Here is a 22,118-nt window from a genome sequence, read left to right on the forward strand (position 1 = left end):
GTGCAGATGTCAGTGCGGTGATGGATTTATGACGCCGGTTCAGCCTTGGTGGGTAGGCAGGTTCTCGGCGCCGCGCTCGCGCACCCAGAACAGTGTGGCGCCGGCCACGGCAGCCGGCATCATCAGGATGTTGACCACCGGAATCAGCAGCGCCACGTAGACGATGCCGCCGAAGCCCAGGCTCTGCCAGCGCTTCTCGCGTAGCCAGGCGAGCATTTCATTCCAGCCCAGCTTGTGGTTGTCCGCCGGGTAGTCGATGTACTGGATGGCCATCATCCACACGCCAAACAGCAGCCACAGCGGCGCGGCGATCAGGTTGACCACGGGGATGAACGAGAGGATGAGCAGCGCGAGGGCCCGGGGCAGGAAGTAGCCCAGCTTGCGCATTTCCCGCGCCAGGGTGCGTGGCACCATGGCGAACAACTCGCCCCAACTGAAGGCCGGGAAGTCATCGGTGCCGCGCACCACCACTTCGACTTTCTCCGCGAGGAAACCGTTGAACGGCGCGGCGATGATGTTGGCCAGCATCGTGAAGCTGAAAAACACCATCAGCACCACCAGCACCACGAACAAGGGCCACAGCACATAGCTGAGGAAACTCAGCCAGTCGGGCAGCGACGGCATCAGCGTATCGACCCACAGGCTGAAGTAATGGCCGGCCAGGTAGATCAATCCGACGAACAGCACCAGGTTGATGAGCAGCGGCAACAGGACGAACAGGCGCAGGCCCGGGCTCAAGACCAGTTTCAGGCCTTCGCGCAGGTATTGCGGGCCGGACAGAACGGGGGCGGGCATAAAGGGTTCCTTGCAGTGAGAAAACGCGCCGACCTTACCGGCTTTGCCCCGGGGGTGAAAGCACAGTGATGGCCTCGACATTAGCTGTAACAAAGGGGCTGTTAAACAGAGGCGTTACAGATAGAGACCACCTATGAGCTGGATTGTTAAACCGTATTTCCTTAATCTTCCCCCCCTCGATACGCTGCACCCACTATTTTTCAGGGCTGCCGGTTTCAAGCCTTCCCCAAGCGCTTTGGCAACCCTTTTTTTATTTCCGCAGGTTTATCGGTTCCGTGCCCTTGCTGCCCGAACCGATCAATAGGAGTGAGTCATGCCTGAAGTCCGTCATTCGCGAGTGATTATTCTCGGTTCCGGCCCTGCCGGTTACAGCGCGGCGGTCTACGCTGCCCGTGCCAACCTCAAGCCGCTGCTGATTACCGGCATGCAGGCCGGCGGCCAACTGACCACCACCACCGAAGTCGACAACTGGCCCGGCGACGTCCATGGCCTGACGGGCCCTGCCCTGATGGAGCGGATGAAAGAGCACGCCGAGCGCTTTGAAACCGAGATCGTGTTCGACCATATCAATGCGGTGGATTTCGCCTCCAAGCCGTACAGCCTGACCGGCGATAGCGCCGTCTACACCTGCGATGCGCTGATTATCGCCACCGGCGCCAGCGCCCGTTACCTGGGCCTGCCGTCCGAAGAAACCTTCATGGGCAAAGGCGTTTCGGCATGCGCGACCTGCGATGGCTTCTTCTATCGCAACAAGGAAGTGGCCGTGGTTGGCGGTGGCAACACCGCCGTGGAAGAGGCCCTGTACCTGGCCAACATCGCCAGCAAAGTGACCCTGATCCACCGTCGCGAGACTTTCCGCGCCGAGAAGATCCTGATCGACAAGCTGCATGCGCGGGTTGCCGAGGGCAAGATCGTGCTCAAGCTCAACGCCACCCTGGACGAAGTGCTGGGCGACAACATGGGTGTGACCGGTGCGCGCCTGAAGAACAACGACGGCAGCTTCGACGAGCTGAAAGTCGATGGCGTGTTCATCGCCATTGGCCACACCCCGAACACCTCGTTGTTTGAAGGCCAACTGACCCTCAAGGATGGCTACCTGGTCATCAAGAGCGGCACCGAAGGCAACGCCACCGCCACCAGCGTGGAAGGTATCTTCGCCGCAGGCGACGTGGCCGACCACGTGTACCGCCAGGCCATCACCTCGGCCGGCGCAGGCTGCATGGCCGCTCTGGACGCCGAGCGCTACCTGGACGACCTGCAGAACGCAGCGCTCTAAGGCGCTGCAACGAAAAAACCGGCTTGAGTTTCAGGCCGGTTTTTTTATGCCTGTAAGGGCCGGGTTCAGCGCCGGCTCAGGGGCGGGGCGGTGAACTGTACGCCAGCCAAACCATGGGCGATCAATGCACGGATATTGCCGTGGTCGTTGCCTTCGGGCGTGGCCAGGACCGAACGGTAGTGCTCGCCAAAGGCCAGCAGCGCATGCTGGTCGCTCAAACCTTCAAGCAAGGCCAGGCCCAGGGTCTTGCACGAGCCTTCGTTCTGCCCGGCGGCATTTGCTACGCCACCGTTGGTGAAGGCCTGGGGCTGGTAGTCGTAGCCCGCGGCGATAAAGGCCAGGGTGTCGGCGAAGGCGTGCGCGCCGCTGTCGAGGCTGGCACGCAGGGTGTCGAGGTCAGTCATGGGTTTTTCCTTTGGCGAACGCCGCTTGCTGCTCGGCGCTGGCTTCTTTCTGGTATTGGCTTTTCCACTGGGCGTACGGCATGCCGTACACCACTTCGCGGGCGTCATCGAGGCTGACCTCGATCTGGCGCTCGTCGGCCTCGGCCTTGTACCACTTGGACAGGCAGTTGCGGCAGAACCCGGCGAGGTTCATCAGGTCGATGTTCTGCACATCCTTGCGGCTGTCCAGGTGCGCCACCAATCGACGAAAGGCGGCGGCTTCGAGTTCCAGGCGTTCTTGAGGAGACATAGGGGCAGGGTCCGGGAGGGTTAACGGCTGGCCGCCAGGGTGATCGACACCGACTCGGCAAAGCGCAGGGCATGGGGTTTGTCCACTTCGACTTCGGCGTACAGCACCGAGGCGTTTTGCATCACCAGGTCCAGCAGTTCCTGGGTCATGCGCTCGAGCAGGGCAAAGCGGTTGCCCTCGACGTGGGCGATGATGGCCTTGGTGATGGTGCGGTAGTTCAGGGCGTGGTCGATATCGTTGTCGCGCACGGCATCCTGGGCGGCGTAGAGAATGGTCAGGTTAATCAGCACATCCTGCTTGTTGAGGATTTCGTCCTCATTGATGCCGATAAAGGTGCGCAGGCGCAGGTCCTTGACGCGGATGCGGGCCATTGCTGGTTGTAGTTGTGGCATTGCTACTTGCTCCGTCCAATCAGTTGCAGGAATTCCTGGCGGGTGTTGCTCGACTCGCGAAAGGCGCCGAGCATCACCGAGGTGTTCATGGTCGAGTTCTGCTTCTCGACCCCGCGCATCATCATGCACATGTGTTTGGCTTCAATCACCACCGCCACGCCGGCGGCCTGGGTGACCTGCTGCACCGCGTCGGCGATCTGCCGCGTGAGGTTCTCTTGGATCTGCAAGCGCCGCGCGTACATATCGACGATGCGCGCGATCTTCGACAGCCCCAGCACCTTGCCGGTGGGGATGTACGCCACGTGGGCCTTGCCGATAAAGGGCAGCAGGTGATGTTCGCACAGTGAGTACAGCTCAATGTCGGCAACGATCACCATCTCGTCGCTATCTGACGCGAACAGGGCGCCATTGACGATGTCCTCCAGGCTCTGCCCATAGCCGTGGCAAAGGTACTGCATGGCCTTGGCGGCGCGTGCCGGGGTGTCTTGCAAGCCTTCGCGCGTGGGGTCTTCGCCCAGGCCGATGAGGATTTGCCGGTAATGCTGGGGCAGGGACAGCGTCATACAACATCCTCCGCGGGGGCCGCCTACTTGAGGTGCCGCCCGCCATTGACGGTCAGGGTGGTGCCAGTGACACAGGGGCTTTGCAGCAGATAACGCAAGCCCTGGTAAATCGCCTCGCTACCGGGCGCAACGCCCATCACCGATTTGGCCAAGGCCTTGGCCCGGTAGGCCGCGTCATCGCCCTCATTGAACAGCACCAGGGCCGGGGCGATAGCGTTGACCTTGATGTGCGGCGCATAGCGGGCGGCGAACGACAGGGTCAGGCTGTCCAGCCCGGCCTTGCTGGCGCAGTAGGCGATATGGTTGCTGCTGCCCTTGCGCGTCACGTCGTCGCTGATGTGGACGATATCCGCCGGGCTCGAGCGCTCCAGCAGCGGCGCGCAATGCAGGTTGATGAGGTAGGGCGCGAGCATGTGCACGCTGAACATCTGCGTGAAGGCTTGCGCCTCATCGCCCGCAGGTTCCTTCAGCCACGCCGAGGCGTTGTGGACGATGGCGCGCAAGCTGTCGGTGTGGGTTTTCAGTTCGCCGATAAAGGCCAGGATGCTGGCCTCGCTGGAAAAATCCGCGAACAGCGTTACTGCGCCCCGCTCGCGAAGGGTTTGCAGGCCGGGGCGTTCGCTGCGGTAGCTGACAATCACCGGGTGGCCGGCCTCGAGCAGGCGCAGCGCACAGTGCAGGCCGACACGCTGGCTGGCGCCGGTGATAAGAATCGGGGCTGGGGGCTGGGTCATGTGCGGCTCGCGTCACGGGTAGGGCAAAACTATACCAGCGACGGGCTATCAGCGCCCCGCGCTTATGGGTTCTGCGCAGCGGTCGGGGCGGGCAGGGCGCGGGTCGCCGTGGCGTTGAGCCAATTAGCCAGCAGGCGCGTGGAGAGTGGGATGAACAGGTACACCATCAGCGGCGTCAGGGCCAGGGTACTGACGAACACTCGGCTTAGCAGTCCCAGGTCGGTGAGCCACGGGCCCAGCAGCCAGTTGAACAGCAGCGACACCGGAAAGAACGCTAGCCAGATCGCCACCGCTTGCTTCCAGCGTGGCGGGCGCGCGCCGCTGGTGCCGAACCAGCCGTCGATGCCGCGTACCCGATGTTCCGAAGGGTGGGCGAACAGGTCGCTGCCACGGGCGAGCCACGCTGTACGTGAGACAGAATGCTCCCAGGCGTGCAGGGTCTGTTCATTGGCGAAGCGGAAGATGATCTGGAATTCGTTATCGTCGGGCGGTGGGGCCAGTACGCCGGACCCGAGGTAGCCGGGGAAGTCGGTGGCCAGTTGCTCGCCTTCGTGGAGCCAGGCAATCAGGTCCTGATAGCGGCCATCGGCAACGCGGCGCGCCACCATCAGGGTGACGGGTGAGGTCGACATGGGTTTATCTCCGTAATGCTGACGCGCGTTCCCGGGTAGGGGCGCACTGCACGCAGCGCCGGGGTGATGGGCTGCGTTGAAATTCAGGCAAGGATTATTCCCGATTCCATCAAATACACCAGCGCGGTGTGCGACAAACTGCACTTGATATCCCCAGGTGAGCCGGGGATAGAATGGGATCCAATACTTTTTCGGACCTTTCCCGCAGAACATGCCTGTTATCACCGAACTTCACGGATCTTCCACGGCGTCCCGACAGCTCCAGCAAGAAGACCTGTTCCCGATTCGGGAAGTGTCACGCCTGACTGGCGTCAACCCGGTCACCCTGCGTGCCTGGGAGCGGCGCTATGGTTTGATCGTGCCCACACGCACCGAAAGTGGGCATCGCCTGTATTCCATGACCGATATCGAGCGGGTGCGCAGCATCCTGCACTGGATCGAACGCGGTGTGGCGGTGAGCAAGATCGGCCGGATCCTGGCTAAAAACAGCAGTGTTCACGCCTATGCCGACGCGCCAGGCGCCCGCCAGGAATACGAACAGTGGCAAAGCCGCCTGCGCGGTGCCCTCGCTGCCTTTGACGAGCGGCACCTGGAGCGGCTCTATGGCCAGGTATTCGCCAGCTACCCCGTGGCGGTGGTGTTTCAGGACATTTTGCTGCCGTTGTGGAAAAGCCTTATGCAGCAGCCCCGGGGCTTTGGCCAGGCCAGCGAATGGCTGATGCTCGACAGCTTTCTGCGCACCCGGGTGTCTCAACGCTTGCTGTTTTTGCGCGGCGAACAACCGCACAAGATCCTGCTGAGCGCCCTTACCGAACCCAGCTACGAACTCGAATTGCTGGTGGCGGCGCTGTTGCTGGGCAACGAGCAGGTTGAGGTGCGGGTGTTGGCGCTGGGCCAGCCTTTCGATGAATTGACCTTGCTGTGCGAGCGGATCAAGCCCCAGGCGCTGGTGCTGTTCGGCAACCATGCCCCGGCGCCGGAGTGGCCACGGCGCCTCAATCGCCTGGCGATGAGCCTGGATTGCCCGCTGATGCTGGCGGGCGCTACCGCTGACCTGCTTCAGGAAAGCCTGGCCGGCACCTCGATCGGTCGCCTGGGTAGCGAAGGGCCTTTGATGCAGCGGCGGTTGATGCGGTTTCTCAGCGGTACGCTGGATACCTGAGTGGCTCAGCTATGCAGGGCCGGATGGCTGAGGCGGTGCTGTTGCAGAATGAACTGGCGCAGGCGCTCGGTTTCGTCCGTGTCGCTCTGGTTCAGGCGATAGGCGAAGAAGCCTTGGGCGGTTTCGCGCTCGAAGCTGCCGCGCAGGGCAATGCGCTCATAGCCTGAGGGGCTGAACCACTGGGCGAACTGGCGCGGCGGCTTGGTGCGGTTGCGGATTTCCACCAGCACGCCTTTGAACGACACCTCGTGTACCCACAGGGCTGCGGGCTGGCCATGGGCATTCTCCAGGGGCACCGGCTCTTCCAGCGCCAGGCGCCAGGGGCGAACCATCGGCCCGTCTTCAAAAATACTCGGCACACCCAGGCGCAGGTGCAAGGCGTGGAATTCGTCTTCCACCAGGTGCAGGGGAAAGGTCATCTGCTGGTTTTCGAATTGCGCTTGAATCGTCACTTGCTCGTTGGCCGCCAGGCGCGTGAGCAGATCGCGGATCTGCGAACCGCCGTTGACCAACAGGCTCGAGGTCGCATCCCGCACATTGAGCTGCGGGTTGTGCTGCATGGTCTGGATGAAATCCAGCTCATCCTGGGTCAGGAGGGTGTCACGGTGCATGGCGAACTCGAGAAAAAGGGCAGGTTCAGGGGTGATTGTAGTTAATGACAATTAATTCGCGGTCTTGTTTGCGCCGCCCGTCGCCTGGAGCGCGCTTAATTGCGCCTGCAACTCGGCCACTTGGTTTTCCAGCTTCTGCACCCGTTGTTCAGCGCGAACCTGGGCCGAGACATCCTTCTGCACCCCGACTATGTACGTCTGTTGGTCGTTCTCGTTGAGCACCGTCGATAACGACAGCTCGTTCCAGAACGGCGTGCCGTCCTTGCGGTAGTTGCGCAGCACTTCGCGGCACGAACGGCGCCGGTTGAGGGCGTCGCGGATCAGCGCCAATGCCGGTTGGTCGCGGTCGCCGGCCTGCAAAAAGCGACAGTCCTGGTACAGAATCTCGTCGCTGCTGTAGCCGGTCATGCGCTCGAAGGCCGGGTTCACGTAGATGAGGATGTTGTCTTCGCCTTCTTTCTCGGCGATGACGATGCCGTCGTGGGAGGCGTTGATGACCATTTGCAGCAGGTGGGCATTTATCATCGGCAAGCTGTCCGGTCATTCGCGGTAGCCGGGGATTCTAAGGCAAGATCGGCAACTGTCCACTTGCCATCATTTCTAATTGAGAGGCAGTCGCATTTTTTTCCTGCGCACTGCTAGTATCGCGGTCTTTGTATCAGCCTCAGGATCAGATTGATGAAAGTCGCCATTCTTAACGGTTCGGTGTACGGCGTATCGGAAGACGTCGCACAGAACGCTGCGAAATTGCTCAAAACCGCGGGTTTCGATGTGATGCACAACCCCCGGGCAAGCCTGGAGCAGTTCCTGGAATTTGCCCCCGACGCCCTGTTGGCGGTGACTTCGACCACCGGCCTGGGCGAGCTGCCAGACAACCTGCAAGGGCTGTATGCCAGCCTTCGTGACCAGTTGCCCGGTGCCTGGCGCGGTTTGCCCGGCGGCGTAATCGGCCTGGGCGATTCGTGCTACGGCGACACCTTTTGCAGTGGCGGGGAGCAAATGCACGAACTGTTCGAGGAGTTGGGCGTGCGTGAGGTGCTGCCGATGCTGCGCCTGGACGCTAGCGAAACCATCAACCCGGACCGCGATTCCGAGCCATGGATCGCCGACTTCATCCACGCCCTCAAGTAACCGGGCGCTCGCGCAACAGGGCCAGCCAGGCCTGGGCAGCCTTTGACAGGTACGCGCCCTCGCGCCAGATAAAGGCAATGTCCCAACGCAAATAGTCCGGCGCCCGCAACGGGCGCAGGATAACGCCTTCGCGCACCAGGCCTCGCGCCACCAGCCGCGGCAGCAGCACCACGCCCTGGCCCGCGGCCACCAGCGCCGCGAGAAAATCGGCCTGGCCACTGCGCCCGCCCTCGCGGGGGGTGAAGCCCAGTTGCTGGCAAGCCTGGTGCAAACGGTCATTGAGGACAAAACTGCGCTGGTACAGCAGGAACGGCGTATCCGCTAATTCTTCCAGGCCAATCACAGCCTGCCCGGCCAAGGGATGATCGGCGGGCAGCAAGGCGTCCAGCGGCTCGTCGCAGAAGGGCTGGAAGGCAAATTGCGGGTCCTTGGGTTGCAGGCTGCCGCCCAGCTCCAGTTCGCCACTGAGCACCGCTTGCTCGATGCTACGGCTGCCGCCCTCCAGCAAGTACACGGTGATGTTGGGGTAACGTCGGCGATATTCGGCAAACAACCCGGCAAACAGCGCATCACTGCCCAGCAACGGCAGGCCCAGGCGCAGTTCGCCCCTGGCCAGTTGGCTCAAGTCGTCCAGTTCACTGAGCAATTCGTTGTGCTGGCGGAGCATGGCTTCGCCCCGTTGCAGGACGACTTGGCCAGCGGCGGTGAGGCGGATATGGGAGCCGAGGCGATCCAGCAGCGGGGTGCCCAGGCTCTGTTCCAATTGGGCGATTTGCTTGCTGACTGCCGATTGGCTGACGTTGAGGGTTTTCGCCGCTTGGGTGAAGCCGCCCTGGTGGATGACTTCGACGAAGCTGCGCAGGTGTTTGAATTCCATGGTGTGATTCCAGTTTGGAATGGCTTGTAGTCTAACAATTCGTTTTGGGGATGGAAGGGGTTTCTTTAAACTGAGCCTCTCTGAGGACCCCCACCATGAAACCTGTTGCGTTAAAACATCTGGCCCGCCTATTGGGCGAGTTGGCGATCCTGTTGGCGATCTACCTGTTGGGCTGCCAGTTGGCGGTGTGGCTGGGTTGGCCGATTCCCGGCGGGGTGATTGGCCTGGCGTTGCTGTTGTTGGCGTTCGCCTCGGGCGTGGTCAAGCCTGCCGCGTTGCAATTGGGCGCGGGCCTGCTGTTGGCGGAAATGCTGCTGTTTTTTATCCCGGCGCTGATGAGCCTGTTGGACTACGGCAGCCTGCTACGCCATGACGGCTGGCGCATCCTGCTGGTGATTGGCGTCAGCACCTTGCTGGTGATGCTGGTCACCGCGTTCACCGTGGAATGGGTGTGCCGCTGGAGGACTCGCCATGACGTTTGAACCGATGCCGGTGTTCTGGCTGCTGCTGACCCTGGGCGCGTACCTGTTCAGCCGTTGGCTCTACCGGCGCACCGGGCGCTATGTGTTGTCGCCGCTGATCCTCGTGCCGGCGCTGCTGCTGGCTCTGGCGGTGCCGCTGCACACGGCCTACGCCGAATACGCCCGCAACACCCATTGGCTGATGTTGGTGCTGGGGCCGGTGACCGTGGCCTTTGCGGTGCCAATCTGGCAGCAACGGCGTTTGCTTGCCCGGCACTGGTCGGCGCTGTCGCTGGGCATGCTGGCAGGCAGCGTGGCCTCGATTGCCAGTTCCTACGGTTTGGCCAAGGCCCTGGCGCTGGACAGTTCGGTAACCATGTCCCTGGTGCCGCGCTCCATCACCACGCCCTTTGCCATGCCCCTGGCCCACGACCTGGGCGGCGTGCCGGAGCTGACGGCCGTGTTCGTGATGTTCACCGGGGTGTTCGGTGCCTTGCTCGGCGGCATTCTGCTCAAGTGGCTGCCGCTGCGCAGCGCCCTGGCCCGCGGTGCGCTGTTCGGCGTGGGCGCCCATGGTGCCGGGGTCAGCCGCGCCCAGGAAGTGGGCGGTGAAGAGGGCTCGGTGGCGGGCCTGGTGATGGTCCTGACCGGGTTGCTCAACCTGTTCGCCGCGCCATTGCTGGCCGCCCTGTTGTAGCCACCTTTCTCAGGGATGACTCCCTCGGCCAGTAAGCTGGCTGCCAATGCAACTACGGCGCACGCGCCACCTGACTAGACTGCCAGGACATTCGCTGAACAATAAAAACCCCAACGCGAGGTCCATTGCCGTGAGCCCAGCCCCAGCCCCGTTGTCCACCAGTGTCAAAGACCTCGTCAGCGCCGCCGAATGGCAGGCCCGCGTTGACCTGGCGGCCTGCTATCGCCTGGTGGCGATGCACGGTTGGGATGACCTGATCTTCACCCACATCTCGGCCAAGGTGCCGGGCACCGAAGATTTCCTGATTAACCCGTTCGGCCTGATGTTTCACGAAATCACTGCCTCCGGCCTGGTCAAGGTCGATCAGGCCGGGCGCAAACTGATGGCCAGCCCCTACGAGATCAACCCCGCCGGCTACACCATCCACAGCGCGGTGCATGAAGTGCGCCACGACGTAGCCTGCGTCATGCACACCCACACCGCCGCCGGCGTGGCCGTGTCGGCCCAACGCCAGGGTGTGCTGCCCATCAGCCAGCAGTCGCTGTTCGTGTTGTCGAGCCTGGCTTACCACGCCTATGAAGGGGTGGCCCTCAACCATGAGGAAAAGGCCCGGCTGCAAGCCGACCTGGGGCCGAATAACTTTCTGATGCTGCACAACCATGGCCTGCTGACCTGCGGCGGCACCATCGCCGACACCTTCTTGATGATGTTCACCTTCCAGCGCACCTGCGAAATCCAGGTGCTGGCGCAAAACGGTGCGGCGCAGTTGATCCACATCGAGCCGCAGATCCTCGCCGGCGCCAAGGCGATGGTCGCCGGTGTCACCAAAAGTGCCCAGGGCATGGGTGGCGCGCTGGCCTGGCCGGCGCTGCTGCGCAAACTCGATCAACACCACAGCGGATACCGCGACTGATGCCACTGGCCGAGATCCCCCTGAGCGTGTGGCGCAAACGCGCGCAGAGCTTTACGTTTCGCGGCCACCGCATCCGTTACTGGGCCGCAGGCCAGGGCGAACCGCTGCTGCTGATCCACGGGTTCCCCACCGCCAGTTGGGACTGGCACTACCTATGGCAACCATTGGCCCAACGCTACCGGGTGATTGCCTGCGACATGCTCGGTTTCGGCGACTCCGACAAACCGCGCCAGCACCGCTACAGCCTGATCGAGCAAGCCGACCTGCAACTGGCCTTGCTCGCCCACGTGCAGGTCAGTGAGCCCGTGCATGTGCTGGCCCACGACTACGGCGACAGCGTTGCGCAAGAGTTGCTGGCCCGCCATTACGAAGGCCGCAGCGCCCTGGCCAGTTGCGTGTTCCTCAACGGTGGGCTGTTCCCGGAAACCCACCGCCCGGTGCTGATGCAAAAACTGCTGCTTAGCCCCTTGGGCTGGATGATCGGCCGGGCGTTCAGCCGCGATACGCTGGTCAAGAACTTCCGGCAGATCTTCGGCCCCCACACCCGCCCCAGCGAGAGTGCCCTGGACGACTTCTGGAGCCTGGTGGCCAGCAACCACGGGCCGCGCGTCTTGCACCGGCTCATGGCTTACGTGCCCGAACGGCGCGTGCACCGCGACCGCTGGGTCGCCGCCATGCAGCGCGGTGATTTACCGCTGCGGGTGATCGACGGCGAAGCCGACCCGGTGTCGGGTGGCCACATGGTGGCGCGCTACCGGCAACTGATCCCCGGCGCCGACACCGTGACCCTGCCCGGCATCGGCCATTACCCCCACGCGGAAGCGCCGGTGCAGGTGCTGTGGCATTACCTGGCTTTTCGCGAACAACTGGCCGCGCCGCCGCGTATCCGCGCCTGTTCCTGAGCACCTGTAACACGCGGGCTTGCCCGCGCTCGGCGGCATGGCGGGCGTAAAAATGGATGGGCACACATCCGTCAGGGCTGCTTCGCACCCCCGCGCGGGCAAGCCCGCTTGCTACAGAGCAAATCCGGCGCTTTATCCCCCAGCCTTATCGCGCACCATTCAGCGTGGGCCGTGTTTATTGTGACCAGAACGCCGGTGCCCGACACTCGGGGCATTAGTCATTGGCCCTGCGGGAGTTCGTTATGAGTGAGTCTGTGCGCTTGGAAGATAAAGTCGTGATTGTCACCGGTGCCGGCGGTGGCCTGGGGCGGGCCCACGCGCTGCTGTTTGCGCGCCATGGCGCCAAGGTGTTGGTCAACGACCTTGGCGGTTCGGCCCAGGGCGAAGGCGCCAACGCTTCGGCCGCCGACCGCGTGGTGGCTGAAATCCGCGCCGCCGGCGGCACCGCCGAGGCCAACCACGACTCCGTCACCGATGGCGAAAAAATCGTGCAGAACGCCCTCGATGCTTTCGGTCGCGTCGATGTGCTGGTCAACAACGCCGGCATCCTGCGGGACAAAAGCTTCCACAAAATGGACGACAGCGACTGGGACCTGGTGTACCGCGTCCACGTCGAAGGCGCCTACAAGGTGACCCGCGCCGCGTGGCCGCACCTGCGCGAGCAAAACTACGGGCGGGTGATTTTCACCGCGTCCACCTCGGGCATCTACGGTAACTTCGGCCAGGCCAACTACGGCATGGCCAAGCTTGGCCTCTATGGCCTGACCCGCACCCTGGCCATCGAGGGCCGCAAGAACAACATCCTGGTCAACGCCATCGCCCCTACGGGCGGTACGCGCATGACCGAAGGCCTGATCCCGCCGCAAGTGTTCGAGCAACTCAAGCCGGAACTGGTCAGCCCGCTGGTGGTGTATCTGGGTAGCGAAAACTGCCAGGAAACCAGCGGCCTGTTTGAGGTTGGCGGCGGCTGGATCGGCAAGGTGCGTTGGGAGCGCAGCCTCGGCGCCGGGTTCGACCCCCGTGCAGGCTTCTCGCCGGAAGATGTCGCCGCCCACTGGCAGCAGATCTGCGACTTCGACGGGGCGGCCCACCCCAAGGACAACATCGAAGCCTTGAAGGAAATGATGGCCAACCTGCAAAAGTACGCCCTCTGACCCGCCCTCAAGGCATGTACTTGCTCACCAGCGCCGCCAGGTTGGCGGCGGTTTGCACATCCAGCACGCCGTTGTAGTTCTCGGGCCGAAAGTGCAACTGGAAGGCCCGCACCAAACGCTGGAAACCCACCTCAGTGGTCGCGGCGCCAACGTCGTAGCCATATTTCTTGAACAGCGCGATCACCTCGGCCCGCGTCGGCACGCCATTGGCGCTGTAGGTGCTGGCGAAGCGCTCTTGGGTGGCGGGGTCGAACCAGGCCCCGATGCCGCGCAAATACAGCTCATGCCAGGGAAACATCGGCCCCGGGTCGCTCTTGCGGCCCACGGAGATATCCGAGTGGCCCAGCACATGGGTCGGGCTGATATCCGGGTGGCGTTGCAGGATGTCTTTGGCCAGTTGGGCGATGGCTTCGACCTGTTGCGGGTGATAGGGCGGGAAGGTGAATTGGCCCTGGTTGTCGCTGGCCTGGTTGACCACCTCGATGCCGATGGAGGTGTCGTTCAGGTTATTGCGCCCGGCCCAACTGCTGACTCCAGCGTGCCAGGCGCGCTTGTCTTCATCCACCAGGTTGAATATCTGCTGTTCGGTGAAACCGGCCTGGCGGTAAGTGGGGTCGACAATATTGGGCACCAAGTAATGGGCACTGACATTCGGCCCGGTCAGGGCATTGACCGAGACTGAAAAGTTGGCCGCGGTGTAGTGCATGATTAAAAAACGTACGCGGCCATTAAAGCCTGTTGTCGAGCGATAACGCGTAGTGTTGATGGGGAACATAAAGGTGCCTGAATAAGTGGGGTTAAACCAAGGCGCATGCCTCGCTAAGTCACTTGAATCAGGCTAGCCGTTCGGGTTTGCGCGGTTGTCGCTGAGGGTTGTAGTTGTTTTCACCCAGTCGCGTAAGTTTTACGCCAACTTATCCACAGGCAAAAAAAAGCCGCTGCATCGGCAGCGGCTAAAGTAAGACGTCAGATCAAGGAGCAACAAATCTACGTCAGTGAACACGCAGCGCTAAGTTGAGCCATCAACTTAGATAAAAACGGTCGTTCAATAAGTGCAACTAAACAGCTATTGAACATTTGCTCTTACAGCGGGGATGGCTGTGAGAGCCCGGTAAGAATAAGAGCTTGCCCCCCGGGGAAACAGCGCGATTGTCGACAAGGACTGTTGCAGTTCAGGTAACAGTGGCCGCTGGCCCTGAATCCACGCCCCTGATGCCCCGCTATCCATCCCGTGCATGGCGTGCGCAAGCCTGGGCTAGAGGGGGGTGTCATCCTTTAGAGGTACAGCGTGAATACCTCCTTGGTGCGCTTATCGCTGCGTAGTGCCGGCAGTAGGGTGAGGCCTTCTGTTCACTCACCGGGGAAGACGCATGACAAAAACAACAATGCGCGCCATCTTCACGCCGCAGGCGCTCGCCGCGGCGGTGGCTATGGGCTGCTGTGCCCAGGCGCAAGCGGTTTCATTCAACATTGGCGAAATCGAGGGGCAATTCGACTCCTCCCTCTCGGTCGGCGCCAGTTGGGGCATGCGCAGTGCCGACAAGGATTTGGTCGGGGTGTCCAACGGCGGCACGGGCCAGGCGTCCACCGGTGATGACGGGCGCTTGAACTTCAAGAAGGGCGAGACCTTCTCGAAAATCTTCAAGGGCCTGCACGACCTCGAACTCAAGTACGGCGATACCGGCGTGTTCGTGCGCGGCAAGTATTGGTACGACTTCGAGCTCAAGGACGAAGACCGCGAGTTCAAGCAGATTAGCGACCACAACCGCAAGGAAGGCTCCAAGTCGTCCGGCGCGCAGATCCTCGACGCCTTCGTCTACCACAACTATTCCATCGCCAACCTGCCGGGCACCGTGCGCGCAGGCAAGCAAGTGGTCAGTTGGGGCGAGAGCACCTTTATCGGTAACTCCATCAACAGCATCAACCCGGTGGACGTTTCGGCCTTCCGCCGCCCCGGCGCGGAAATCAAGGAAGGCCTGGTCCCGGTGAACATGCTGTTCGCCTCCCAGGGCCTGACCGACCAACTCACCATCGAGGGCTTCTACCAACTGGAGTGGGACCAGACGGTGGTGGACAACTGTGGCACCTACTTCGGCGTGGACGTGGTGCAGGACGGTTGCACCACCGGTTACACCGTCGGCAGCCCGGCGATTGCGCCGTTTCGGCCCTTGGCGGCGGCGTTCGGCCAGGACATCAATGTCACCTCCGAAGGCGTGGTCATCGGCCGCACGGGCGACCGCGATGCCCGCGATTCCGGGCAGTGGGGCACGGCCCTGCGTTGGCTGGGGGACGACACCGAGTACGGTCTGTATTTCATGAACTACCACAGCCGCACCCCGACCGTGGGCACCACCACCGCCAGCGCTTCCACCGTGGCCGCGCTGCCGGGCATGCTGCGCATCGCCGAGCAGTTGGCACCGGGCAGCAGCGCGGGCCTGGCGCAAAGCGTGATGCTGGGCCGGGGCAAGTATTACCTCGAATACCCCGAAGACATCCGCCTCTACGGCGCCAGTTTCTCCACGACCCTGCGCACCGGCACCGCGTGGACCGGCGAAATCAGCTACCGCCCCAACGCCCCCGTGCAGGTCAACACCAACGACCTGACCCTGGCCCTGCTCAACCCGCTCACCGGTGGCGCCACCTCGCCGCTGGCCACTTCGCTGGGCGCCGACAACACAGGCTATCGGCGCAAGGAAGTCACCCAAATCCAAAGCACCATGACCCAATTCTTCGACCAAGTGCTGGGCGCCGATCGCCTGACCCTGGTGGGCGAGGCGGCGGTGGTGCGGGTCGGGGGCCTGGAATCGCGGGACAAGATCCGCTACGGCCGCGACTCGGTCTACGGCCAGTACGGCTATGGCGGCGACACCGAAGGCTTCGTCACGGCCACCTCCTGGGGTTACCGCGCCCGGGCGATCCTGGACTACAACAACCTGGTGGCGGGCATCAACTTCAAGCCCAACCTGTCCTGGTCCCATGACGTCAAGGGTTACGGCCCCAACGGCCTGTTCAACGAAGGCGCCAAAGCGGTCAGCCTCGGCGTCGATGCCGACTACCGCAACACCTACACCGCCAGCCTGAGCTACACCGACTTCTTCGGCGGCGACTACAACACCCTGACTGACCGCGATTTCCTGGCCTTGAGCTTTGGCGTGAACTTCTGATTCGGCACAAGAGGAACAACTTTTATGCGCAAGATGATTCTGCAATGCAGCGCCCTGGCCCTGAGCTTGCTGGCCCTGAACGTGATGGCCCAGGTATCGCCCGAAGAGGCCGCCAAATTGGGCACCAGCCTGACCCCGGTAGGCGCCGAGAAGGCCGGCAACGCCGATGGCTCGATCCCGGCCTGGACCGGCGGCATCGGCAAGAACGCCGGCGCCGAAGACAGCAAGGGCTTTTTGGCCGATCCCTTCGCCGATGAAAAACCGCTGTTCACCATCACCGCGGCCACGGTGGACAAGTACAAGGACAAACTCTCCGACGGCCAGGTGGCGATGTTCAAGCGCTACCCCGAAACCTACAAAATCCCGGTGTACAAAACCCACCGCACCGTGAGCCTGCCCGACGAGGTCTACGAAGCGGCCAAGCGCAGCGCGCTGAACGTGACCACCATCAACGACGGCAATGGCCTGGCCAACTTCACCGGCAACCGCTACTACGCTTTCCCGCTGCCCAAGAACGGCGTCGAAGTGCTGTGGAACCACATCACCCGCTACCACGGCGGTAACGTCAAACGCATCATCACCCAGGCCACGCCGCAGACGAACGGCAGCTACACACCGATCCGTTTTGAAGAAGAAATCGCCGTGCCCAACCTGATCCCCGACATGGACCCGGCCAAGGCCGCCAACGTGTTGACCTTCTTCAAACAATCGGTGACCGCCCCGGCGCGCCTGGCCGGTAACGTGCTGCTGGTGCACGAAACCCTCGACCAGGTGAAAGAACCGCGCCTGGCGTGGATCTACAACGCCGGCCAGCGCCGCGTGCGCCGCGCCCCGCAAGTGGCCTACGACGGCCCGGGCACCGCCGCCGATGGCCTGCGCACTTCGGATAACTTCGACCTGTTCTCCGGCGCCCCCGACCGTTACGACTGGAAACTGATCGGCAAAAAAGAGATGTACATCCCCTACAACAGCTACAAGCTCGACTCGCCGACCCTCAAGTACGACGACGTCATCAAGGCTGGGCACATCAACCAGGACCTGACCCGCTACGAACTGCACCGGGTGTGGGAAGTGGTCGGCACGGTCAAGCCCAGCGAGCGCCACATTTACGCCAAGCGCCACATGTACATCGACGAAGACAGCTGGCAGGCCGCGCTGGTCGATCACTATGACGGCCGCGGGCAACTGTGGCGGGTGGCCGAAGGGCATGCGCAGTTCTACTACAATCACCAAGCCCCGGCCTACACCCTGGAAACCCTCTACGACCTGATCGCCGGCCGTTACATCGCCCTGGGCATGAAGAACGAGGAAAAACACAGCTTGATCTTCGGCTTCAAGGCCCAAGCCGCCGACTACACTCCCTCGGCCCTGCGCAGCAGCGGGGTGCGCTGACCGCTTGCCACGCTCCTTGTGGGGGCGGGCTTGCCCGGCCCGCTCCCACAGATCAACGCCAACCTGTCAGGTTCTTCCTGTGTTCAGGGGGGAATGGATCGGCACTCATCGCAGGGCTTTTCTGAATCTGCCCCTCACCTCTGTAAACCTCCACGGCTTGATTAGGCTCAAGGCCCACGGAGTGCCTGCAAGTGCGTTATCGACGGGATACCACCAGGCCCCCGTCATCAGGAATCCGAGCCATGACTCATCACCTAACGACAACGACCAAACATCACTTGCGCGCAAGCTGGATTGCCACGGTGCTTAACCTTGACTGGCCATCCAAGCAGTCGCTGGCCATCAGCAACGAGGCCGAGCGCGTGGCCCTGCAACAACGCGAACTGACCGCCATGCTCGACGAAGCCGTGAGCCTGCGGATGAACGCGGTGTTCTTCCAAGTCCGGCCCTGTGCCGATGCCTTTTACCGCTCCACCCTCGTACCCTGGTCACGCTACCTGACCGGCACCCTGGGCCAGGACCCGGGGTTCGATCCGCTGGCGTTCGTCATCGAGCAGGCCCATCGGCGCAACCTGGAGCTGCATGCCTGGTTCAACCCTTACCGCGTCTCGATGGATCGTTCGCCCGCCACGGTCGAACAACTGAACCGCGTGGCACCGGGGCGCCCCGCCAGCGTGTACCAGGCTCAGCCGCAATGGATCGCCAGCGCCTCCGATCGCTTCGTGATCGACCCCGGCATCCCCCAGGCGCGAAGCGCGATCGTCGAGGCCGTGATGGAGGTGGCGCGCAACTACGACATCGATGGCGTGCACTTCGATGACTACTTCTATTACGAGTCCGCCGCCTCGCCACTAGACGACAGCGCCACCTTCGCCCGTTACGGCCAGGACTTTGCCGACAAGGGCGACTGGCGCCGCGACAACACCTATCAACTTATCCGCGAACTGTCGGCCGCCCTGCGCGAATTTGACCCAGGGATAAAGTTCGGCGTCAGCCCTGCCGGGGTCTGGCGTAACCAAAGCGTCGATCCCCTGGGCTCGGCTACCCGCCACGGCGCCCCCAATTACGACGTGGGGTTTGCCGACACCCGGCGCTGGGTTCACGAAGAACTGCTGGACTACATCCTGCCCCAGGTCTACTGGACCTTTGACCTGGAGGTGGCGCCCTTCGAGGTGGTGGCCAAGTGGTGGGCCGACACGGTACACGGGCGCAATGTGCACTTGTACATCGGTGAGGCCCTCTACAAAGTCGGGGTCGCCAGTGCCCGGGAACCGGGTTGGGCAGAGGACGAGGGCATCACGCAAATCAGTCGGCAATTGACCTGGAACACCGACAACCCGCAGGTAAGCGGCAGCGTGCTGTTTCGCCACCTGTCGCTACGTGCACCCCAGGCTGCCCGGGCCGTCGCGGCGATCCGCGCGCAAGTGTGGCAACACCCGGCATTGATCCCGGCCATGGCCTGGAAGACAGGTCGCGCACCTCAACCCCCGGTGGCCGTGCGGCGCGAGGAGACGGCGGCGGGCACTCAATTGCAGTGGCAGGACCACCCGGCCAACACGCCCGGCCAGACCCGTTACTACGCCGTGTACCGCAGTGCGCCGGGCAAAGCGCTGGACACCACGCGCGCCGATTGCCTGGTGGCGACGGTGCGCTGTGAAAGCGCCAGCGCTCACTGGACCGACGCCAACCCTGACGCGGGCGCTGTGACCTACGGTGTCACGGCGCTGGATCGCGGGCATTTCGAGAGCGCGGCGACATTGGCCTGGTAAGTGCGGCCGCGGCACCGTGGCGGCTCGGTTTTTTATGGTGGCCAATCAGCGTGCTGAATAGCTCTCAACAAGCGCCTTGCAGAGGGCTAGGGTGGAGGCACGCTGGATAAAAATAAAAAAGGCCCGCCGCAATGACCGCCATGAGCCTGTGTCTGGACCGCCCTGGGTTCCTGCCCCGCTTGTCGTCCCATCACCTGTCGCGCCAGCGCCTGAGTGCGCCCTTGATGGCTTCGCCTGCGCGCGTGCGCCTGCTGTGTGCGCCAGCGGGCAGCGGCAAGAGCGCCTTGATGGCCGAGTGCTTGCTCCAGGCCCCGGCGGACTGCCAGGTGTACTGGCTGCCCTTGGCCGGCGCGCTGAAAACCGCCGAACAACTGTGCGCCGCCCTGGCCCAGGCGCTGGGCCTGGGGGCGGTCGACGAACCCAGCCTGCTGGCCCACTTGGCGCGGTTGCAGGCGCCCACCTGGCTGTTTTTGGATGACTACTGCCGGGTGCCGGCCCCGGAACTGGACGGCTTGCTCGACCGCTTGCTGGTGGTCAGCAGCCCCGCGCTGATCTGGTGGCTCAACGGGCGCCGCCGCCCGCAATGCAACTGGCCGCGCCTGCTGCTCGACGATGAACTGCTCGAATGCGATGGCCATGGGCTGCTGTTCAACGCCGACGAAATCCGCCAGCTGATCCACAATCTGCCCCAGCCCTATTGCACGCAAACCCCGGAGCGCATCTTCCAGGGCAGCGGCGGTTGGTGCGCCGGGGTGCGCATCGCCTTGCTGGAAACCAAGGACTGGGCCGTCGCCGACCGCGAACCCGGGCCGTCGGACACCTTGCTCGATTACCTGGAACATGAACTGTTCAGTTGCCTGTCGCCGGAACAAGCCGAGGCATGGCGCGTGCTCGCCCACCTGCCGCGCTTCAACGCGCCTTTGTGCGAGCACCTGTTCGGCGCAGGGGAGGGCGCGCAGTGGCTGCGTTCGTTGCAGGCCCTGGGTTGCTTTATCGAACCCTGGGACGACAGCGGCGAATGGCTCCAGGTGTTCGAGCCCCTGGCGCAGCTGATCCGCCGCCAGCAATGGCCGGTGGGGCGTTCGTGGCACCGGCGCGCCTGCCAATGGTTCACCGCCGAGCAAGACTGGCAAGCGGCGTTCGAGCAGGCCTTGCTCGCCCAAGAGTACGAAGTGGCGGTAAGCCTGTTGCAGCATTTCGATTTCGAACACGTGTTCCAGCAGCACAACGTGGTGCTGCTGTTGCGCCTGCACGAGCAGCAGGGCGAAGAACTGATGCTCGGCAGCCCGCAACTGGTGGGCTTGTTGACCGCCGCACTGTTGTTCGCCGGGCGCTTTGAACAAGCGGCGGCATGTATCGAGCAAATGGCCCGGTTCGCCCCGCAGCCTTGCGCCGCGCAGCAAAAACTCTTGCTGGCGCGCTGGGAAGCGCAACAGGGTTGGCTGCTGCACTTGCAAGGGCGCCTGGAACCGGCCCGCGAACATTTCCAGGAAGCCCTGGCCGCGCTGCCCGCCTCAGCCTGGACCGCCCGTTTGCTGTGCCTGTGCGGTTTGACCCAACAGGCGTTGCTCAAAGGTGAGCTGGACGTCGCCCAAGCCATCAACCGCGAGGCCCTGTGCCTGGCGCGGGCCCAGGGCTCGTTGCTGTTCGAGGCGCTGCTGGAGCTGGACCACGCACAGTTACTGGAGCAGCGCGGCGCCGCCCATCGCGCCGAAAGCCTGCTGTGCGGCGTGCACGACTTGGTCAGCCAGCATGTGCCCTGCGCCACCCCGTTGCTGGGGCGCATCGCCCTGCGGCGCGGGCGCCTGGCCTTGAGCCAGGGCCAGGGTGAATTGGCCCAGGTGTTTTTTCAGGCCGGCCTGCAAGCCTGCCTGCCGAGCCAGGACAAACGGGCGCTGTACGGCTTTTTGGGCCAGGCCCTGCTGGCCGTCAACCAGGGCGACTATGCCCACGGCTTTGTGCGCCTACGCGACGCCGAACGCTTGATGCAGCAACGGCAGATCCCCGACACCGTGTACCGTGGCGTGCTACTGCAAATCAGCAGCCAGTTCTGGCTACAGCAGGGCCGCCCCGAACTGGCTCACGAAGCCCTTACCCGGCTGTTGCGCCATTACCGTGGGCCGGGAGCCTTGCAGGCGCCACCGGCAAGCGTCGAATTGATCCCGCGCATCGAGTACCTGCTGATCCTCGCCGACGTGCACTTGAATCAAGCCCGCCAGCCGCTGGAGCAACTGGCCGCGCTGCTGGAAAGCGCCCGCCGCCAGGGCCGCCATGGCCTGGAGGCCGAGTTGCTGCTGGCCCGTGGCGAGGTGGCGTTCTTGCGCGGCGAAACGGCGTTGGCCCGCGAGGCCCTTGAAAGCGGCCTGAGCCTGGTGCAGCGGTGCAACCTGCAACAGGCCTTGCAGGAACTGCGCCTGCGCCAGCCGCACCTGCTGCATGGCCTGGGCCTGGAAGGCTCGCCGATCGTGGCCACGGCGGGCAACGAAAGCCCCCTCAGCCTGCGAGAACTGGAAGTGCTCAAGTTGATCGCCCAGGGCAGCTCCAACCAGCAGATCGCCGAGCAGCTGTTCATTTCCCTGCACACGGTCAAGACCCACGCCCGGCGCATCCACAGCAAATTGGGGGTGGAACGCCGCACACAAGCGGTGGCCAAGGCCAAAGTATTGGGGCTAATGGTGTGAGTTCAGGGTGATTATTGAGTGAGTGTTGTAGGCTTTTTGTTGGTTGGTGCAACGTAATGAAGCCTATGTTTGTCGGATAAATAGAATGCGCTTCCCAATCGCTTTTGAAGTCACATTGA

At 63.1% G+C, this 22,118-nt stretch carries 23 protein-coding genes; 12 read left to right on the forward strand and 11 right to left on the reverse strand.

Annotated elements, in window-relative coordinates:
- Positions 1-39: 39 nt before the first annotated feature.
- Positions 40-795: a sulfate transporter CysZ gene (gene cysZ, locus CKW13_RS06965; RefSeq protein WP_095107858.1), complete on the reverse strand. Its 756-nt coding sequence runs from the start codon at positions 793-795 to the stop codon at positions 40-42.
- Positions 796-1,108: 313 nt separating this feature from the next.
- On the opposite strand from cysZ, the gene trxB reads away from it, so the two are divergent.
- Positions 1,109-2,071, forward strand: coding sequence for a thioredoxin-disulfide reductase (trxB, locus tag CKW13_RS06975; protein WP_095107859.1), 963 nt, complete (start codon positions 1,109-1,111; stop codon positions 2,069-2,071).
- A gap of 65 nt (positions 2,072-2,136) precedes the next feature.
- Here trxB and CKW13_RS06980 read toward each other — a convergent pair whose 3' ends face one another.
- The 6 genes from CKW13_RS06980 to CKW13_RS07005 all read right to left on the reverse strand — a co-directional run bounded on the left by CKW13_RS06980 (position 2,137) and on the right by CKW13_RS07005 (position 5,085).
- Positions 2,137-2,475: a HopJ type III effector protein gene (locus tag CKW13_RS06980; RefSeq protein ID WP_176465072.1), complete on the reverse strand. Its 339-nt coding sequence runs from the start codon at positions 2,473-2,475 to the stop codon at positions 2,137-2,139.
- Positions 2,468-2,764: a DUF1244 domain-containing protein gene (locus tag CKW13_RS06985; protein ID WP_095107861.1), complete on the reverse strand. Its 297-nt coding sequence runs from the start codon at positions 2,762-2,764 to the stop codon at positions 2,468-2,470. Before CKW13_RS06985 ends, CKW13_RS06980 begins: the two co-directional genes overlap by 8 nt.
- A 20-nt stretch (positions 2,765-2,784) precedes the next feature.
- Entirely contained in the window at positions 2,785-3,156 is a 372-nt protein-coding gene (gene folX, locus CKW13_RS06990; RefSeq protein ID WP_095107862.1) for a dihydroneopterin triphosphate 2'-epimerase, read from the reverse strand.
- Positions 3,157-3,158: 2 nt separating this feature from the next.
- Complete coding sequence (folE, locus tag CKW13_RS06995; protein WP_095107863.1) at positions 3,159-3,719, reverse strand: GTP cyclohydrolase I FolE; 561 nt, start codon at positions 3,717-3,719, stop codon at positions 3,159-3,161.
- Positions 3,720-3,742: 23 nt separating this feature from the next.
- Positions 3,743-4,453: a dihydromonapterin reductase gene (gene folM, locus CKW13_RS07000; protein ID WP_095107864.1), complete on the reverse strand. Its 711-nt coding sequence runs from the start codon at positions 4,451-4,453 to the stop codon at positions 3,743-3,745.
- A 62-nt stretch (positions 4,454-4,515) separates the two neighbouring features.
- Positions 4,516-5,085 (reverse strand): antibiotic biosynthesis monooxygenase, encoded by a 570-nt coding sequence (locus tag CKW13_RS07005; protein ID WP_095107865.1) that lies wholly within the window; start codon positions 5,083-5,085, stop codon positions 4,516-4,518.
- Positions 5,086-5,296: 211 nt separating this feature from the next.
- On the opposite strand from CKW13_RS07005, the gene CKW13_RS07010 reads away from it, so the two are divergent.
- Entirely contained in the window at positions 5,297-6,247 is a 951-nt protein-coding gene (locus tag CKW13_RS07010; RefSeq protein WP_095107866.1) for a MerR family transcriptional regulator, read from the forward strand.
- Positions 6,248-6,252: 5 nt separating this feature from the next.
- On the opposite strand, the gene CKW13_RS07015 is transcribed toward CKW13_RS07010, so the two are convergent.
- Both CKW13_RS07015 and CKW13_RS07020 read right to left on the reverse strand, forming a co-directional pair.
- Entirely contained in the window at positions 6,253-6,858 is a 606-nt protein-coding gene (locus CKW13_RS07015; protein ID WP_095107867.1) for a hypothetical protein, read from the reverse strand.
- A 51-nt stretch (positions 6,859-6,909) separates the two neighbouring features.
- On the reverse strand, positions 6,910-7,383 hold the full coding sequence (locus tag CKW13_RS07020; protein ID WP_095107868.1) for a PAS domain-containing protein: 474 nt from the start codon (positions 7,381-7,383) through the stop codon (positions 6,910-6,912).
- A 153-nt stretch (positions 7,384-7,536) separates the two neighbouring features.
- Between CKW13_RS07020 and CKW13_RS07025 the strand changes: the two genes are divergently transcribed.
- Positions 7,537-7,989, forward strand: coding sequence for a flavodoxin (locus tag CKW13_RS07025; protein WP_095107869.1), 453 nt, complete (start codon positions 7,537-7,539; stop codon positions 7,987-7,989).
- Here CKW13_RS07025 and CKW13_RS07030 read toward each other — a convergent pair.
- The gene (locus tag CKW13_RS07030) at positions 7,982-8,866 is read right to left on the reverse strand and encodes a LysR substrate-binding domain-containing protein (protein ID WP_095107870.1); all 885 of its coding nucleotides are present in this window, start codon (positions 8,864-8,866) and stop codon (positions 7,982-7,984) included. The genes CKW13_RS07025 and CKW13_RS07030 overlap by 8 nt on opposite strands.
- A 95-nt stretch (positions 8,867-8,961) precedes the next feature.
- Between CKW13_RS07030 and CKW13_RS07035 the strand changes: the two genes are divergently transcribed.
- From CKW13_RS07035 to CKW13_RS07055, 5 genes are all read left to right on the forward strand, one after another.
- Positions 8,962-9,348, forward strand: a complete 387-nt coding sequence (locus tag CKW13_RS07035; RefSeq protein WP_095107871.1) for a CidA/LrgA family protein — start codon at positions 8,962-8,964, stop codon at positions 9,346-9,348.
- Entirely contained in the window at positions 9,338-10,024 is a 687-nt protein-coding gene (locus CKW13_RS07040; protein ID WP_095107872.1) for an LrgB family protein, read from the forward strand. The genes CKW13_RS07035 and CKW13_RS07040 overlap by 11 nt, the downstream gene beginning before the upstream one ends.
- A 130-nt stretch (positions 10,025-10,154) precedes the next feature.
- Positions 10,155-10,937, forward strand: a complete 783-nt coding sequence (locus tag CKW13_RS07045; RefSeq protein ID WP_095107873.1) for a class II aldolase/adducin family protein — start codon at positions 10,155-10,157, stop codon at positions 10,935-10,937.
- Positions 10,937-11,839 carry an alpha/beta fold hydrolase gene (locus tag CKW13_RS07050; protein ID WP_095107874.1) on the forward strand — a complete coding sequence of 301 codons (903 nt, stop codon included), beginning with the start codon at positions 10,937-10,939 and terminating at the stop codon, positions 11,837-11,839. Before CKW13_RS07045 ends, CKW13_RS07050 begins: the two co-directional genes overlap by 1 nt.
- A 242-nt stretch (positions 11,840-12,081) precedes the next feature.
- Positions 12,082-12,993, forward strand: coding sequence for an SDR family oxidoreductase (locus CKW13_RS07055; RefSeq protein ID WP_095107875.1), 912 nt, complete (start codon positions 12,082-12,084; stop codon positions 12,991-12,993).
- Positions 12,994-13,000: 7 nt separating this feature from the next.
- On the opposite strand, the gene CKW13_RS07060 is transcribed toward CKW13_RS07055, so the two are convergent.
- Entirely contained in the window at positions 13,001-13,768 is a 768-nt protein-coding gene (locus tag CKW13_RS07060; protein ID WP_095107876.1) for an N-acetylmuramoyl-L-alanine amidase, read from the reverse strand.
- Between the two features lie 595 nt (positions 13,769-14,363).
- Here CKW13_RS07060 and CKW13_RS07065 point away from each other — a divergent pair.
- The 4 genes from CKW13_RS07065 (at position 14,364) to CKW13_RS07080 (ending at position 21,999) form a co-directional block, all read left to right on the forward strand.
- Entirely contained in the window at positions 14,364-16,157 is a 1,794-nt protein-coding gene (locus CKW13_RS07065; RefSeq protein WP_095107877.1) for a DUF1302 domain-containing protein, read from the forward strand.
- Between the two features lie 24 nt (positions 16,158-16,181).
- On the forward strand, positions 16,182-17,549 hold the full coding sequence (locus tag CKW13_RS07070; RefSeq protein ID WP_095107878.1) for a DUF1329 domain-containing protein: 1,368 nt from the start codon (positions 16,182-16,184) through the stop codon (positions 17,547-17,549).
- Between the two features lie 242 nt (positions 17,550-17,791).
- Positions 17,792-19,318, forward strand: coding sequence for a glycoside hydrolase family 10 protein (locus tag CKW13_RS07075; protein ID WP_095107879.1), 1,527 nt, complete (start codon positions 17,792-17,794; stop codon positions 19,316-19,318).
- A 131-nt stretch (positions 19,319-19,449) separates the two neighbouring features.
- Complete coding sequence (locus CKW13_RS07080; protein ID WP_095107880.1) at positions 19,450-21,999, forward strand: LuxR C-terminal-related transcriptional regulator; 2,550 nt, start codon at positions 19,450-19,452, stop codon at positions 21,997-21,999.
- Positions 22,000-22,118 lie beyond the last annotated feature (119 nt).

The organism is Pseudomonas sp. Irchel 3E20 (assembly GCF_900187645.1).
Classification (GTDB): Bacteria; Pseudomonadota; Gammaproteobacteria; order Pseudomonadales; family Pseudomonadaceae; genus Aquipseudomonas.

Bases quoted from the DNA above. Each gene is read 5' to 3' on its own strand.
- cysZ (WP_095107858.1), bottom strand. From the start codon at position 795: ATGCCCGCCCCCGTTCTGTCCGGCCCGCAATACCTGCGCGAAGGCCTG.
- trxB (WP_095107859.1), top strand. From the start codon at position 1,109: ATGCCTGAAGTCCGTCATTCGCGAGTGATTATTCTCGGTTCCGGCCCT.
- CKW13_RS06980 (WP_176465072.1), bottom strand. From the start codon at position 2,475: ATGACTGACCTCGACACCCTGCGTGCCAGCCTCGACAGCGGCGCGCAC.
- CKW13_RS06985 (WP_095107861.1), bottom strand. From the start codon at position 2,764: ATGTCTCCTCAAGAACGCCTGGAACTCGAAGCCGCCGCCTTTCGTCGA.
- folX (WP_095107862.1), bottom strand. From the start codon at position 3,156: ATGCCACAACTACAACCAGCAATGGCCCGCATCCGCGTCAAGGACCTG.
- folE (WP_095107863.1), bottom strand. From the start codon at position 3,719: ATGACGCTGTCCCTGCCCCAGCATTACCGGCAAATCCTCATCGGCCTG.
- folM (WP_095107864.1), bottom strand. From the start codon at position 4,453: ATGACCCAGCCCCCAGCCCCGATTCTTATCACCGGCGCCAGCCAGCGT.
- CKW13_RS07005 (WP_095107865.1), bottom strand. From the start codon at position 5,085: ATGTCGACCTCACCCGTCACCCTGATGGTGGCGCGCCGCGTTGCCGAT.
- CKW13_RS07010 (WP_095107866.1), top strand. From the start codon at position 5,297: ATGCCTGTTATCACCGAACTTCACGGATCTTCCACGGCGTCCCGACAG.
- CKW13_RS07015 (WP_095107867.1), bottom strand. From the start codon at position 6,858: ATGCACCGTGACACCCTCCTGACCCAGGATGAGCTGGATTTCATCCAG.
- CKW13_RS07020 (WP_095107868.1), bottom strand. From the start codon at position 7,383: ATGATAAATGCCCACCTGCTGCAAATGGTCATCAACGCCTCCCACGAC.
- CKW13_RS07025 (WP_095107869.1), top strand. From the start codon at position 7,537: ATGAAAGTCGCCATTCTTAACGGTTCGGTGTACGGCGTATCGGAAGAC.
- CKW13_RS07030 (WP_095107870.1), bottom strand. From the start codon at position 8,866: ATGGAATTCAAACACCTGCGCAGCTTCGTCGAAGTCATCCACCAGGGC.
- CKW13_RS07035 (WP_095107871.1), top strand. From the start codon at position 8,962: ATGAAACCTGTTGCGTTAAAACATCTGGCCCGCCTATTGGGCGAGTTG.
- CKW13_RS07040 (WP_095107872.1), top strand. From the start codon at position 9,338: ATGACGTTTGAACCGATGCCGGTGTTCTGGCTGCTGCTGACCCTGGGC.
- CKW13_RS07050 (WP_095107874.1), top strand. From the start codon at position 10,937: ATGCCACTGGCCGAGATCCCCCTGAGCGTGTGGCGCAAACGCGCGCAG.
- CKW13_RS07055 (WP_095107875.1), top strand. From the start codon at position 12,082: ATGAGTGAGTCTGTGCGCTTGGAAGATAAAGTCGTGATTGTCACCGGT.
- CKW13_RS07060 (WP_095107876.1), bottom strand. From the start codon at position 13,768: ATGTTCCCCATCAACACTACGCGTTATCGCTCGACAACAGGCTTTAAT.
- CKW13_RS07065 (WP_095107877.1), top strand. From the start codon at position 14,364: ATGACAAAAACAACAATGCGCGCCATCTTCACGCCGCAGGCGCTCGCC.
- CKW13_RS07070 (WP_095107878.1), top strand. From the start codon at position 16,182: ATGCGCAAGATGATTCTGCAATGCAGCGCCCTGGCCCTGAGCTTGCTG.
- CKW13_RS07075 (WP_095107879.1), top strand. From the start codon at position 17,792: ATGACTCATCACCTAACGACAACGACCAAACATCACTTGCGCGCAAGC.
- CKW13_RS07080 (WP_095107880.1), top strand. From the start codon at position 19,450: ATGACCGCCATGAGCCTGTGTCTGGACCGCCCTGGGTTCCTGCCCCGC.